Genomic DNA, 14599 nt, shown 5'->3' on the forward strand with positions numbered 1-14599 from the left:
CTGGCCGCCAATGGGGTCTGGACTTATACGGCGAACAATGCGCAAACAGCCATCCAGCAATTAGGGGCTGGCCAAACCTTAACCGATAGCTTCACGGCAAAATCTTTAGATGGAACAGCAACCCAGCTCGTCACAGTCACCATCCAGGGTACCAATGATGTCCCGGTAATTGCCGGGGTGTCTACCGGTACAGTCACCGAAGATGTCAATGTCACCAGTGGTAATCTGACTAGTAGTGGTACGCTCACCATTGCCGATGTCGATGCCGGCCAATCCAGTTTCATCGCCCAGCCTTCTGTGGCAGGAACCTACGGTACCTTTACCCTGGCCGCCAATGGCGCCTGGACTTACACGGCGAACAATGCGCAAACGGCCATCCAGCAATTAAAGGTTGGCCAATCGTTGACTGATAGTTTCACGGCAAAATCTTTTGATGGCACTGCTAGCAAAGTGGTTACGGTAACCATTCAGGGTACTAATGAAGTTCCTATTTTAACTAACGACACGAAAACTGGTAATGAAGATACAATCATTACTGGTAATGTTCTTAGCAATGATCAAGATTCAGATGGAGGTGTTTTAACTGTAACTGCTTTCTCCATCAACAATACCTCTTATGCCGCTGGTGCTACAGCAACAATAGCGGGTGTAGGTACCCTTAGCATTGGAGCAAATGGTGCTTATAGTTTTACACCTGTAGCGAATTGGAGTGGTTCAGCCCCATCTATAACTTATACGGTTAGTGATGGACAGGGTGGTTCTGCAACGGCTTCTCTACAACTTAATGTTACTGCAGTGGCTGATGTTCCCACTCTTGGATTAACTACCCCGACTTCTTCAATTCCAATTGGAACAGGGTTAATAAAAGAAACATGGATAAATAATATCTTGGGTTTGACAACGAATGGAGCTGGGGCTACGCCAAGTACTTTACAAGCTGTTATAGAGGCTACTCTTTTAAATCCAAGTTCTACAACCAGTATACAGAATGTTCAGCAACCAGGTACGAATGATGTTGCAACAGGAACAGCATCAAAAATTTCAGGGCTTATTTATTTAGAAGCAGGTCATACTTATACATTTAGTGGATCGGGTGATGATAGTATTCGTATTGTGGTGGGTAATAACGTCGTAGCTCAAGCTACCTGGGGAGGTAGTCAAGGCGTGTTCAGCGGTAATTTTGTCCCTACCACAACAGGTTATTATTTGTTATCCATTTATCATAATAATTCCGATGGACCAGGTAATTATGATGTTAATTTGCGTGACAATGGTGGCGCGATTAAAGATTTAAGCTCAGCAAATTTCAAATTATATCAAGATGTCGATGATGTGCATGGGGTCAATCTCCGTCTTTCTGAACTTAAGCCTGATGGTTTTTATCAAGCATACTCTTATAATGAGGGCAGTGAAGATACATCCATTCCTCTTTCACGCATTAATGCTGCATTGGTAGATACTGATGGTTCCGAAATTTTAGCAATTAAACTTGGTAATATTCCTGTTGGTGCTGTACTTAGTGATGGTACGCATACTTTTACTAGTACTGTAGGTAATACTTCTGTTGATATCACCGGTTGGAATATCAATGCTTTAACAATTCTTCCTCCACTCAATTTTAATGGCAATTTTTCACTGCAAGTCACTGCCACAGCAACGGAAACATCAAATGGTGCTCAGGAAAGTAGTACTGTGAATATTAACGTTATAGTCTATCCCGTTGATGATGTACCGGTAGCAAATATAGCGGATGGAATAACACAAAATATTGCTGGCGCTCAAATTGATGGTGTATTAGCAGACATGGGTGGTGAATCTCAAGGTGGAGTAATTAATTTAAATGGTACACCTTTAGAAGGATTAACTTCAGGACGAGTCGATATTACCTATAATATATCTGGGTCAACGATTACTGCGATGGCTGGTTCAAATGTAGTATTTGTCCTTTCGGCTGATGGACCTGATGGTACCTACAACTTTACTCTTCTTCAACCGCTTGATCCCATTAATATCGCTTATACGCCAACAGTTTCTGGTTCAGGTAATGCAAGTGCATATTATGTAAATAGTGCGTCTGGTGCTCTGTCTGCTTCAGCTGGTGATTGGGAAATGAAGATCACAGCAAGTGGTGGTAATGGTAATGTCATTTTAAATAGTAATGGCCTCGGTGTTACTGGAGGTGCAGGTAATACTGTAGTTAATAGAGGTGAAAAATTAACATTTGATTTTGATAATACGGGTCTTGATGGAGTAGCAAATAATGCTACTGGAATGACACTGGATCTTATCGCTACAGGCTCTGTAGATGTCTCCTATAAGTGGACTGCCTATTACACTGACGGCACAACTGCCACAGGGACTGCAATTTTACCTGATGGCACAACTGCCAGTATTGATATTCCTGTAACAGCGAATAAATACCTTGATCGTGTAGAACTAGAAAATAATTCAAGCTCTTCAAGTGCAAATAATAAGCATTTCCGGGTTTCTGGCGTTGAGTTTGATATTGAAGGCGATAAAACAACAGATTTGCCTTTCCAATTTACTGCTACTGATGGAGATGGTGATTCTATTTCAGGGAACTTTACCGTTACAGTAACTTCGGATCCGTTAAATCTCAATTTGTTTGATTTTAGTAATGAGCATGAAAAAGTCCTTAGTAATAATTCTGAGAATTTATTAATTCCTGAGGATTTATCACATATGGGAACAGTAGCTGGTGGACATGGTATTGATACCGTGAAATTTAATGAAAATAACATGGGCTTAAGTACTAATGAAATTAAAGAACATTTTGGTCATGGTGGCTGGGAAGTCATTGATATGGCTGGTGCCGGTAAAAATGATGTGCATCTTGATTTGGATGCCGCATTAAAATTAGCCCATAACAGTGATTTGAGTGTTGAGGTAAATGGTGTTACCTATGATCATGTCCTGAAAATTCGCGGGGACGGTGATGGTCAACAACATGATACCGTTAATATTGAAAAAACATCCACGCAAACCTGGAATGAACTTGGAAATGTAGATGCAGCACATGGAGGTGGCAAGCTTTTTGAATTCTCCAATGGTGCAGAGGTTGCTCATGTTCAGGTTGTGGGAGTGACTCCGACAGCTGCGTTGCCAGAAATTCCACCGCCAACGACAGTGGCCTAAGAACTAAGGAGAGTACTGTGAATTATCAAGAGCAATCGGGACAACCGGAGGAAATTCCCTCTTCACCACCATTAGAAGATCCTATGCTCCCCGATCCGGCAGAACCAGGCCCTGATTACTCTCCTGAGCCAAGCCCAGCGAATGATCCAGAGCCAGAGCCAGTGCATATACCAGAACCTTTATCAGATGATTAAGTAGATCCCTTGTATAGCCGGTGTCTTTAGTTATATTGCTGCGTTGCGAACGTTTCTGCGTACTTGTAAACTCCGCTCTCGAAGCGTTTTCGCCTTAAAATACACAGATTATACAAGAGGCCTAATGGGTCCTTTACCAGCTTAGGGAACTGCAAAATGCCATTCCATGGTATTTGATAAGTTTTCCAGGATAATTTCACCGCGAATGCTATTGCCTTTAGCATTGACTCGAGGACTAAGTACCACTATACCCGCTTTGGCAGGAACTACGGCAATGGTATATCCTGAAACGCCACTTTTAGCGGGCATGCCGGTACGAACCATATGTGTTCCAGTCTCATCATATAAACCACAGGTAGCCATAATAGCGAGCGTAATTTTACATGTTTCAAGTGAAATAATTTGTGTTCCATCTTGGGGATCTTTTCCTGCATTGGCTAAGATAGTCGGTAAATAGAGCATCTGTTCAAGCATTGCTTCATAAGAGCAAAGAGTAAAATATAAATCAAGCGTTTCACCAACGCCGGTTCCCAAATTGTTCCTGCTTTTAAGTAAATAGGCCATGGAACGATTACGGTCCCCAGTCCTTTTTTCTGACGCAAATACCAGGGGATTTATGCTCAAACGTTGATTAAATAATTTCTGTACCCAATGTTCCAGCCAGGCAAATTTCTGCTCTCCTAAGCCAGGTATATGAGAGCAAAGGGTAATTGCGCCAGCATTTAACATAGGATTGGATGGTTTGGGGCCAAACCGTTCAAGACGCGTAATCGATGCAAAATCATCGCCGGAAGGTTCAACTTTAACCCATTCAAAAAGCTGTTCTGCGCCAAATTCCTCTAAAAGGCCAATAAGGGGAATCAATTTTCCTGTACTTTGTAGAGTAACTGGCGATAGAGGCAGATTGCTGTAAGAAAATGATTCGCCGCTTAAAAGCTTAACTGCTACAGCCGTTAAGTCTTTGTTCACATTCGCTAATTCGGGTATGTAATTTGCGGTATCGCCATCCTGGTTGCGCTCCGCCTTAGTTACTAATTGTTTCAAAAGAGCAGGTGTTATTTTTTTATTTGTCATAGGCTCTCAGCCATAAAAAATGGGGTTGCATTATGCTAAATTTAGCACACTAAGACAAATAAATGGAAAAGCCATTCACTTACAGTGGTGTAAGGATATTATTGGCGACTCAATAAGTTAATTAAAAACAAATAGTTAATTAAAAATATTATAAACCATAACGATTAGCTCATTAATTCTTGAAGTTTATGTCCTATATTTGCTGCGCGCATTAAACTCTCACCAATTAAAAAGGTATTAATGCCATTTCCTTGCATTCGCTTAATATCTTCATTGGTATTAATGCCGCTTTCACTGATCATAATTTTATCTGCTGGCAGGTGATGAATTAATTCAAGACTAGTACGAATATCAGTGATAAAAGTGTGTAAACTCCGATTGTTGACTCCCATCAAAGGAGTCGGTAGTACCAGTGCACGCTCAAGTTCTGCTAGCGTATGGCTTTCTACTAATACTGCCATACCCAGTTCTTGAGCTAATTGGCAGTAATCTCGGAGTTGCGAGTTATCAAGCATGGCAACAATCAACAAAATACAATCGGCTCCCAGAGCGCGGCTTTCATAGAGTTGATAATCATCGATGATGAAGTCCTTACGAAGCACGGGTAAGGATGAATGTTTTTTTGCTACGGCTAAATAACTTGGATCGCCATGAAAGAATTGATGGTCTGTTAGGACAGATAAACAGCTGGCTCCATTTTTTTCATAAATTTGGGCGATAGTTGCTACATCAAAATCAGCACGTATGATTCCTTTGCTGGGTGAGGCTTTTTTTATTTCCGCAATAATCGCTGGATTAATCTTATGCAAACCAGCAATAAAATCCCGGATAGGTAACGCGTCAATATTTTTTAAACTGGCTAAAGGCTTAAGACGTTTTGCTTGTGCGATTTCTTCCTGCTTATGTTCGGCTATGCGATTTAAAATACTATTCATTATTGTTGATCACTTGTTGAGTTAATGCTTTCAATTGCATAAATGTTTTGGCGGCTTTGCCACTATCAATTGCCTTTTTAGCCTTTTCTACAGCATCACTGAAACTGGAGCTGAGTTCTGCACAATAAAGCGCGGCAGCAGTGTTTAATAGGACGATATCGCGCGCGGGTCCCAGCTCACCATTCAACACTTTCTCAGCAAGTATCAGGCTTTGACCAGGGGAGTTGACAATAATGGCGTCCAAATTAGCATGAAAACAATCATAATCTTTGGGGTCAATACACCAATGTTTGAATTCGCCTTGATGATATTCTACGACATCCGTAATGGCTGAAATACTGACTTCATCCATGCCATCACGAGAATTGATGACCAATGCACGCTCACTGCCAAGATTAGCAAGCACTTTGGCTATTGGCTCTAGCAAACGATATGCGCAGACGCCGACAACTTGTTTTTTTACATGGGCGGGATTAATAAGGGGCCCAAGCAAATTAAAAAAAGTACGTATCCCAAGTTGTTGACGTGCTGTTTTTGCATGTTGTACTGCTTGATGAAAATGAGGCGCAAATAAAAAACTGACGCCGCATTGCTGCATGCAGGCTTGTAACTGCGCATCGGTCAAATGAAGTTCGAAGCCGGCCTGTAATAGCAAATCGGCACTACCACTACGACTGGAAACAGAACGATTACCGTGTTTAGCCACCTGAGCCCCTGCTGCTGCAGCAACAAAACTGCTGACCGTTGAGACATTAAAGGTATTTTTGCCATCACCGCCTGTACCCACGATGTCTAGCAAATCATTACCCAAATCAATGCAGTGAGCCATTTTCATCATAACGGAAGCCGCAGCAGTTAATTCCTCAACTGTTTCACCTTTCATACGCATCAGGGCTAAAAAGGTAGCGATTTGCACATCAGTCAATTCACCTTTCATGCAGGCATACATAAAATCTTGTGTTGCTGTGGCGGTTAAATTTTCACCGGCAATTAATTGTTCAAATAATTTATTGGTATTCATAGGCTAAAAAATGAGTTAAAAGCTGCATGCCATATTCACTTAAAATGGCTTCCGGATGAAATTGTAGACCATATAAAGGATATTGACGATGTGTAATAGCCATAATTGTATTATCAGCCCATGCATCAATGGCAAAACAAGAGGGTAGGGTTGCAATATCGACAGCTAGTGAATGATAACGAGTAGCCTGAAATGGAGTGGGCAAATTACGAAACAAGCCTCGTTTGTTATGGTTAATTAAAGAGTTTTTGCCGTGCATTATTTCTGGTGCTTGAATAATGGAGGCTCCAAAAAAATGAGCTAGACATTGGTGACCTAAACAAATTCCAAGAATGGGAGTTTGCTGATAAAAATGTTCAATCACCTGTAAAGAAATACCTGCTTGCGCTGGGCCTTTGGGGCCCGGAGAAATAACCAGGTACTGGGGCGCTAGACGTTCAATATCCTCAATAGAGATGCGATCATTTGCAAAGACCTTAACCTCTTGCCCCAAGCATTGAAAGTATTGTACGAGGTTATAAGTAAAAGAATCGTAATTATCAATAATAAGCAACATAATTATAATGAGAACTCTTCACCCAAATACACTGCACGTACTTGTTGGTTGGCAAGAATTGCTTCGGGCGAACCTTCGCAAAGGATTTTGCCCTGAGTCACAATATATGCCCGTTCACAGATATCTAAAGTTTCACGGACATTGTGATCCGTGATTAAAACCCCAATGTTTTTGTCACATAAATGGGAAATTATTTTTTTAATATCAAGAACAGAGATAGGATCAACACCTGCGAATGGTTCATCCAACAAAATGAAGGTCGGCTCAATGGCTAATGCACGGGCGATTTCGACTCGGCGGCGTTCACCACCTGATAAACTCATTCCTAAACTTTTTTGTAAATGAGAAATATGGAATTCATGCAGCAATTGCTCTAGTTTCTCTTGCCGTGCTTGCTCATCCAGATCATGACGTAATTGCAGTATGGCCAATATATTCTCTGATACTGTCATTTTACGAAATACGGATGCTTCTTGGGGTAGATAACCTACACCTAATCGTGCTCGTTGGTGCATCGGCGCCTTGGTAACATCTTTGCCATCAAGGATAATTTGGCCCTCATCACAGGATTGCAGGCCAACGATCATATAAAAACAAGTTGTTTTTCCTGCTCCATTTGGCCCTAATAAACCGACACACTCACCACGGCGAATATTAATACTGACACCATTAACAACAGTACGGGTTTTAAATGATTTTTTTAAGTTTTTTGCTGACAATTCACTCATGATTGTTTTCCTGGATGAATGATAATTGTCGTACGTGTCTTACCATCACTTTTAGAGACTACATGCTGTTTGAGAGTATCGTAACTAATTTTAGGCGCTGTAAAAGAATTATCACCCTGGGATACATGGGCATTACCAATGAGTTCAATCAGGTGGCGGTTTGGGTAATAACGGATGATATCAGCGTAGGCATGTAATAAGGGTTTATCTATTGCAGTTTGCGTCCAATAATGAGCCTGTTCCTTATCATTACCTTCAGCAACAGCAAAAACTAATTTGTTGTGCTTATCTCCTTCAGTAATCGCTTTTGCTGCTCGTAAATGTGTAGTTCCTTGATCGAATTGGACGTCACCAATATATTCCCCTCGGTGGGTTTGTTGATTGAGATCAGCTGAATCCGCTGATAATTCAACCAGTTTTTCGCGATCATCGGGCATTGCCAGACTATGGTTACTAGTTAAGATCAGTAGCAGCAAAGTAATGGATTTTAATAGTCCAATCTTAGGCATGTTTGGGTTCATAAGTGGCTCGCGCTTTACTTAATAATTGCACTCGCTTATCGGCTAGATAGGCTTTCATTCCTTGGGCGAGCACAATACTGCCTGGTTGTTCAAATCGTACTGCCTTTTCGGTAGTGGCTAGCTTGTTTTTAGGAAAATAGGTAAGTTCCTCTGTTTTCATTGTACTTTCCTGGTTATGCGTACTTTTATTTTGATGAACTATTACATTATGAATAAAAGTAATTTGTTGTCCGCCATTGATTGCCCTGGCTCGCTCGGATTTAATTTCCCAAGGTGCTTGGTTGTCTTGGGTGATAATAATATGAGGCGATTGCAGTATATGGCTATTATGGTTCGGTATATGCTGTACTTCGGGAGTTTTTAAATAATTGACTAATTTCCCATCCTCGTCAAAACGGCGTACAGTTAAGTTCGTAATAATCGTGTCCGCCGCTTTGGAAAGGGCTTTATCATTAAGTTTGGCTACTGGTGTAGAGCTTGCAAAATACCAACCGGAACATGCCAGTGCGATTAATACACAAAATAACCATGCAGCTTGTTTGGCTGCATTCATGATGCGAGGTACCTGGTGAGTGCCTGTTCTTGTTTGTCTTGCGCGTTCAGAATTAGTTCACAAACTTCACGAACAGCGCCCCGTCCGCCTTGTTGTTCGGTTTGCCAAACTGCAAATTCTTTTACTTGAGGCACCGCATTTGCAACGGCAACTCCCAAGCCTACCTGTTGAATAATAGCCAAATCAGGTAGGTCGTCCCCTATATAAGCAATTTCTTTGTTACTTAAACCTAGGCGTAATTTTAACTGCTCAAATGCATCTCGCTTATCTACCTGTCCAGTAAAATAGTGCAAAATACCTAGTTGTTTCATGCGGTGATCAATGACGGCATTTTGAGAGGTAGTAATAACTGCTACTACAATGTCAGCCGCCATTAGTAATTTTAAACCCATTCCATCTTGTACATGAAAGGATTTTAATTCATTGCCCAAGTTATCTATATGGAGAAGACCATCAGTCAAAACTCCATCAACATCACAAATTAAACACTTGATATGCTTAGCTTTTTCTGTTAATTCGTTCATTTTTCTACCTTAAAAAACACCAGCCCGAAGCAGATCATGTAAATGGATAACTGCTGCTGGTTTATTATTGTCATCAACAACAACTAAAGAAGTAATACTGTATTTTTGCATAATTGCCAGTGCTTCTGCTGCCAAGGTTCCTTTTTTGATGGTTTTACAATTTCTACTCATAACACTGGCCAACGGCGTCGTATTAATATCAAAATTTTGAGTCAAAGTACGCCTTACATCGCCATCGGTATAAACACCTGATAAATGGCCGTGGTTATCAACTACGCACGTCATTCCTAATTTTTTTGCCGTAACCTCAATCAACGCTTCACTGATAGTGGCTTGCTCATGAACCAAAGGTAATTCATCGCCATGATGGCATAATTCGTCAATACGCAGTAAAAGGCGTCTGCCCAGAGCACCCCCCGGATGTGATAAGGCGAAATCTTCGGCACTAAAGCCGCGAGCTTGTAATAAAGCGATAGCCAAAGCATCTCCCATCACTAAAGAGACAGTGGTACTTGTGGTAGGAGCCAGGCCTAAAGGGCAAGCTTCCTGGCGGATGCTAATATCTAAATTGACACTGGCAGCTTTAGCTAAAGTTGAATCATCATTGCCGGTCAATGTAATTAGAGGTACTTCAAGACGCTTAAGGAGGGGTAATAAGGTAACAATTTCGTTGGTAAACCCAGAATTTGAAATTGCAACCACAGCATCCTGTCGGGTAATCATACCTAAATCACCATGACTGGCTTCACCAGGGTGCATAAAAAAGGCAGGTGTACCTGTACTGGAAAGGGTGGCGGCAATTTTATGCGCAATATGACCTGATTTGCCCATACCAGTCACTACAACGCGCCCTTTACAGGCTAGTAAAAGTTCGCAGGCTGTTTCAAAGCGCTCATCAATGCGTTGCGTTAGTTCAAGCACTGCCTGAGCTTCAGTTTCAATGACCGCAAGGCCTAATTTGCAAAAATTCATGTATTCTCAGTGCTATCAAGCAGAAGGACAAGTTTAACACAGTAATTTTTTTCTTTATAGGTTAAAAAGATGGGGTTTATCTTGCTGAGATAGTTCCTTTCAACCAACTACAATTATAATCAAAGTAGGTTAATTAATAATCGATTTGCTCGAAGAAGCAGGCGAAAGCGCATTTTATGGACTATATTTTTTCTATATTGTACATAAAATGATCTAATAATGGCTTTTCCAGTTTTGCCATCAGTGAATGATTGGCTCAAAAAATCAAAACAGCACCCTGATCAGGTAGTTGAGAACTATTTAAGAGCAATTTATGACGCTCAAACCATTTACGAACGATTTGATGGTCTCATTAAGCTTTTGTATCATTGTGATGAGCATGAAAAAGATCATGAAAATTATACAAGATTAAAAAAAACTGTCTTAGACGTTATCGGTTACATTATTAATGATGATAATGTCGAAACAATAAGAGAAAAAATTACTGCGCGAGTAGCTATTCGAGATTTCGATCCCTTTTTTATGCCTTGGCTTCGACCAGCTCCTAGTGATGTTTCCAATGATCCTTGGGCATTCTATGAACGTGTAAGAGGAAAGTCTGCAGAAGAGATAAACGCCCATTTTAAAAAATTTTACGCTAAATTAAAAGCAAGTAGTGATTTATTACCTTACGGTGGAAAGGATGCTGGTGATGAGGCATTTTATGCACTTCGCTCTAAAGTAGGAACAGTCGACTACAGTAAAGAGGAGCTGGAGGAATTTCGAGTCATACCAAACAAGACTAATTTATTGAAATTACAAACGCTTGATAAAGGCGATAATCGGCATCTTACTTTTAGCTATGCTACTACTGAGCATTTATCAATTAAAGCCTACGATAGTTTTAGGCAGCACCCCGAAGATTTCCCCCAGACGGCTATTTACACCGTGCATGTAAATGGTGGTATGTTCATGGGGCCTTCTCTTGCACCAGAGCGCACCTCATTTTTTTCCAGTGAAGCGATTTTGCATCCCACCTATGCTGATTACTATAGTCATGCAAATTTGTTCATGGCTGGGCAAATCAAAGTTATAGATGGAAAAATCATAATGATTGATGGCGCCAGTGGCCATTTTATGCCTGACTATAAACAAACTTCGCGTGCACTTTCTTTTTTTGGAGGCCTTGGAATTATAAATAATTTAACGGAGCTTCCTTATTACCAACCTACAAGAAATAGTGGTGAAAGGATTTATACACCAATGAAGTGTACCTGGTTAATGGCGATGTTAAGCGATTATAGTCTGCTTAATAAAGTGGATTTTAGAGCGTTAAATCTATCGTATTTAAAAGAACGTGCTCCGGAGCTGTATACTGTTTATCAATTGCAGTCCAATATTAATGAAGAGCTGGCTAGGTGGCTGGAGCAGAGCACGGTTTTTTATAATAGACCTTCACCTTATACGCTTAAGCTCAATAACGCAGTCGAGGTTTTCTCAAGATTCGGCAAATATGACCGACCGGAATTTACTTTGCAATTACTTGCAAATCTCGAGGTTTGTATTGATGAGTGGAATACTTTTCACAAGGAATCAACTTCAAGAAGACAATCTGCAGTGGATAAGTTGGAAGTTCGTGTTATGGAGCAGATTCTCTATTACAAGCTTTACTTGATATTGCAGCATTCTTCTTATAGCCATGATCCTACTCCTTATAACACTATAATTGATAATTTTTTACAACGTAAAATAGATTTTAAAATGCTGATAGAACAGGCCAAGCCTTTATTAGGAAGGGGGCAAGGCCCACAGTTTTTCTCAGAAAAAAGCGCTGGCTCTGGGGATGTGGAAGAGGATATTCTCAGGGTTATAATAAAAAGTGAAAAAACGAGTACTGCTGTTGAACTGAAAGAAATAATTCGTCAGTTGGATGCTATTGCGGCAAGGTCTTTGGCATTGGACTCCAGCTCATCAAGTCCCTCGCCTGATACGAATTTTTTGTCTTAATTATGAAAAGGAATAGTAACTTGCCTGGAACTTCACTTTAAAACCTGGATAGCATTGGCCGCACCTGGTTTTGCCTGCATTTTTAGACTTACCTTCGCGCCACCCCGAGGACGATATTTATTAATTTAATAATGCGCTCATCAAAATACCCTCTTCACATAACTCTGATGACACCTCAAGTCAGAGACTGACTGCATTTTATAAGGGTTTTTACCCCAACTCTGCAAAATTTAGATGCTGTTAGTAGCGTTTTAAATTCGCAAAATAACTCTTATCAGGTATATAATCGTCTTCTATTTAGATCCGGAATAAAAATTATATGCAGGATAATTTGGTGCAAATCACCAATCTTACCTTTACACGAGGGCCTCGCCCTATTTTTGCTGGTGTGGATCTGACAGTTCAACGAGGCAAAATCACGGCAATTATGGGGCCGAGCGGCAGCGGTAAAACAACGTTGTTACGCTTGATTGGGGCACAATTGCAGCCAGAAGCTGGGGAAATTCTAGTAAATGGTGTTAATATTCATCAACTTTCGCGCAAGGCTTTGTATTTAGCCAGGCGAAAAATGGGATTATTGTTTCAAAGCAGTGCGCTTTTTACTCATTTGTCGGTTTTTGATAACGTTGCTTTTCCCTTGCGTGAACATACCAATTTGAACGCGGCAATGTTGCGGGACATTGTGTTAATGAAATTGGAGGCAGTGGGTTTACGAGGAGCTGCGCAGATGATGCCAGACGAGCTTTCTGGCGGTATGGCAAGGCGGGTAGCTTTGGCGAGAACAATTGCCTTGGATCCCGAGTTGATGATGTATGATGAACCGTTTACTGGCCAGGATCCGATTTCTATGGGTGTTCTTGTTCGATTAATTAAGCGATTAAATCAACTTTTACAGACAACCACTATTATTGTTTCCCATGACGTAGAAGAAACTTGTTCGATCGCCGACTACATTTACCTCATAGCAGGGGGGCAGGTAATTGGACATGGCACGCCTCTTGAATTAAAAAATTCTATGCAACCTCAAGTGAAGCAATTTATGCATGGCGAAGCTGATGGTGTAGTACCTTTTCATTATCCGGCACGTCCTTATACGGAGGAGTTGTTAAATGCTTGATATGCTTGAGCGCTTGGGGCAGCGTGGCGTAAATAATTTGCAAACAATTGGTAATTCAGGTGTTTTTTTATTAGGTATTTTCTTTAGAAAGGCGGATTTACCTCGGCTTTGGCCTGCATTGCGCGCACAACTTTATTTTGTTGGTGTTTTGTCATGTTTGATTATTGTTGTTTCCGCGCTTTTTATTGGCATGGTTATTGGCTTGCAGGGTTATAATACGCTGCAAAAATTTGGCGCAAGCAGCCAACTTGGCCAGCTTCTAGCCCTGAGTATAGCCAGAGAACTTGGACCGGTGATTAGTGCATTACTTTTTGCCGGACGGGCGGGATCTGCTTTGACTGCTGAAATTGGTTTGATGAAGGCAACAGAACAATTGGCAAGTATGGATATGATGGGTGTAGACCCATTGGGACGTGTAATTTATCCGCGCTTTCTTGCAGGTCTTATTTCTCTGCCAGTATTGGCTCTGATTTTTTCTGCAGTTGCTATTTATGGCGGTTATTTTGTTGGTGTTCAGTGGTTAGGCGTTGATGCGGGTAGTTTTTGGTCTAATATGCAGGCAGCAGTTAATTTTCGCATCGATGTGTTCAGTGGCATTATTAAAAGTATTGTGTTCGCTTTTGTAGTCGTATGGATAGCGGTGTTTCAAGGGTTTAATTGTATTGCTACAGCGGAAGGCATCAGTCAAGCAACAACACGTACAGTGGTTTATTCGTCAGTCGCAGTGCTTGGACTTGATTTTCTTTTGACAGCGATAATGATTGGAGGTTGGTAAATGAATAAGAATAATAGGCAACGCTATGTCGATATCAGCGTAGGAATTTTTATGCTCTTAGGGATGTTTGCCTTATTTATTCTCGTAATGAAAGTTAGTGGTATTTCTAATTTAGCATCGAGCAAAGGCTATCATGTAACCGCGGAATTTACTGATATAGGTGGCCTTAAGGTGAGAGCGCCGGTCACAGTTGCTGGTGTGCGCATCGGTGAAGTGACTCATATCGAATTACAGCCCGGTGAATTGAATGCTAAGGTTACCATGTTATTGCGAAATGATAAGCCAATACCCTTTGAAGATTCATCAGCACGGATTTTGACTGAGGGTTTAATTGGTTCTAACTACATTAGTATCGTCCCTGGTTTTGATGATGAGGAAAATAAGGAACATCCTTATTTGCGAGAAGGCGACGTTATTGCAAAAACACAAGAAGCTGTCATTCTTGAAAATCTAATTGGTCAGCTTTTGTTTAATATTAAAAAATAGG

At 40.9% G+C, this 14599-nt stretch carries 15 protein-coding genes; 6 read left to right on the forward strand and 9 right to left on the reverse strand.

The features are described 5' to 3' along the window. Both ACN4Z1_RS09905 and ACN4Z1_RS09910 read left to right on the forward strand, forming a co-directional pair. The coding region (locus ACN4Z1_RS09905) for a VCBS domain-containing protein (protein ID WP_419423045.1) at positions 1 to 3156 on the forward strand (3156 nt) is incomplete at its 5' end. 17 nt (positions 3157 to 3173) lie between these two features. Further along, a complete protein-coding gene (locus ACN4Z1_RS09910; protein ID WP_181879365.1) occupies positions 3174 to 3350 on the forward strand; it encodes a hypothetical protein in 177 nt (58 codons plus the stop codon). 141 nt (positions 3351 to 3491) lie between these two features. On the opposite strand, the gene glsA is transcribed toward ACN4Z1_RS09910, so the two are convergent. From glsA to ACN4Z1_RS09955, 9 genes are all read right to left on the reverse strand, one after another. Further along, positions 3492 to 4424: a glutaminase A gene (glsA, locus tag ACN4Z1_RS09915; protein ID WP_115221570.1), complete on the reverse strand. Its 933-nt coding sequence runs from the start codon at positions 4422 to 4424 to the stop codon at positions 3492 to 3494. Positions 4425 to 4588: 164 nt separating this feature from the next. Continuing rightward, entirely contained in the window at positions 4589 to 5359 is a 771-nt protein-coding gene (gene trpC, locus ACN4Z1_RS09920) for an indole-3-glycerol phosphate synthase TrpC (RefSeq protein WP_228364508.1), read from the reverse strand. After that, positions 5352 to 6380, reverse strand: a complete 1029-nt coding sequence (gene trpD, locus ACN4Z1_RS09925; protein WP_228364510.1) for an anthranilate phosphoribosyltransferase — start codon at positions 6378 to 6380, stop codon at positions 5352 to 5354. Before trpD ends, trpC begins: the two co-directional genes overlap by 8 nt. Next, the gene (locus tag ACN4Z1_RS09930) at positions 6367 to 6936 is read right to left on the reverse strand and encodes an anthranilate synthase component II (RefSeq protein WP_115221567.1); all 570 of its coding nucleotides are present in this window, start codon (positions 6934 to 6936) and stop codon (positions 6367 to 6369) included. The genes trpD and ACN4Z1_RS09930 overlap by 14 nt, the downstream gene beginning before the upstream one ends. Positions 6937 to 6938: 2 nt before the next feature. After that, positions 6939 to 7664, reverse strand: a complete 726-nt coding sequence (gene lptB, locus ACN4Z1_RS09935; protein ID WP_115221566.1) for an LPS export ABC transporter ATP-binding protein — start codon at positions 7662 to 7664, stop codon at positions 6939 to 6941. After that, positions 7661 to 8173, reverse strand: a complete 513-nt coding sequence (lptA, locus tag ACN4Z1_RS09940) for a lipopolysaccharide transport periplasmic protein LptA (RefSeq protein ID WP_228364511.1) — start codon at positions 8171 to 8173, stop codon at positions 7661 to 7663. Before lptA ends, lptB begins: the two co-directional genes overlap by 4 nt. Continuing rightward, the gene (gene lptC, locus ACN4Z1_RS09945; protein ID WP_228364512.1) at positions 8166 to 8738 is read right to left on the reverse strand and encodes an LPS export ABC transporter periplasmic protein LptC; all 573 of its coding nucleotides are present in this window, start codon (positions 8736 to 8738) and stop codon (positions 8166 to 8168) included. The genes lptA and lptC overlap by 8 nt, the downstream gene beginning before the upstream one ends. Then, the gene (locus ACN4Z1_RS09950) at positions 8735 to 9262 is read right to left on the reverse strand and encodes a KdsC family phosphatase (protein ID WP_115221563.1); all 528 of its coding nucleotides are present in this window, start codon (positions 9260 to 9262) and stop codon (positions 8735 to 8737) included. Before ACN4Z1_RS09950 ends, lptC begins: the two co-directional genes overlap by 4 nt. A 9-nt stretch (positions 9263 to 9271) precedes the next feature. Continuing rightward, positions 9272 to 10234 (reverse strand): KpsF/GutQ family sugar-phosphate isomerase, encoded by a 963-nt coding sequence (locus tag ACN4Z1_RS09955; RefSeq protein ID WP_228364514.1) that lies wholly within the window; start codon positions 10232 to 10234, stop codon positions 9272 to 9274. 219 nt (positions 10235 to 10453) lie between these two features. Between ACN4Z1_RS09955 and ACN4Z1_RS09960 the strand changes: the two genes are divergently transcribed. From ACN4Z1_RS09960 to mlaD, 4 genes are all read left to right on the forward strand, one after another. Further along, entirely contained in the window at positions 10454 to 12220 is a 1767-nt protein-coding gene (locus ACN4Z1_RS09960) for a hypothetical protein (protein WP_228364516.1), read from the forward strand. A gap of 319 nt (positions 12221 to 12539) precedes the next feature. After that, positions 12540 to 13337, forward strand: coding sequence for an ATP-binding cassette domain-containing protein (locus tag ACN4Z1_RS09965; protein ID WP_228364517.1), 798 nt, complete (start codon positions 12540 to 12542; stop codon positions 13335 to 13337). Then, positions 13330 to 14112 (forward strand): lipid asymmetry maintenance ABC transporter permease subunit MlaE, encoded by a 783-nt coding sequence (mlaE, locus tag ACN4Z1_RS09970; protein WP_058443372.1) that lies wholly within the window; start codon positions 13330 to 13332, stop codon positions 14110 to 14112. Before ACN4Z1_RS09965 ends, mlaE begins: the two co-directional genes overlap by 8 nt. Continuing rightward, on the forward strand, positions 14113 to 14598 hold the full coding sequence (mlaD, locus tag ACN4Z1_RS09975) for an outer membrane lipid asymmetry maintenance protein MlaD (RefSeq protein WP_058443373.1): 486 nt from the start codon (positions 14113 to 14115) through the stop codon (positions 14596 to 14598). The last annotated feature ends 1 nt before the right edge of the window (position 14599 follow it).

Origin of the sequence: Legionella sp. ST3F1, assembly GCF_048553315.1 — a bacterium.
Taxonomy (GTDB): domain Bacteria; phylum Pseudomonadota; class Gammaproteobacteria; order Legionellales; family Legionellaceae; genus Tatlockia; species Tatlockia donaldsonii.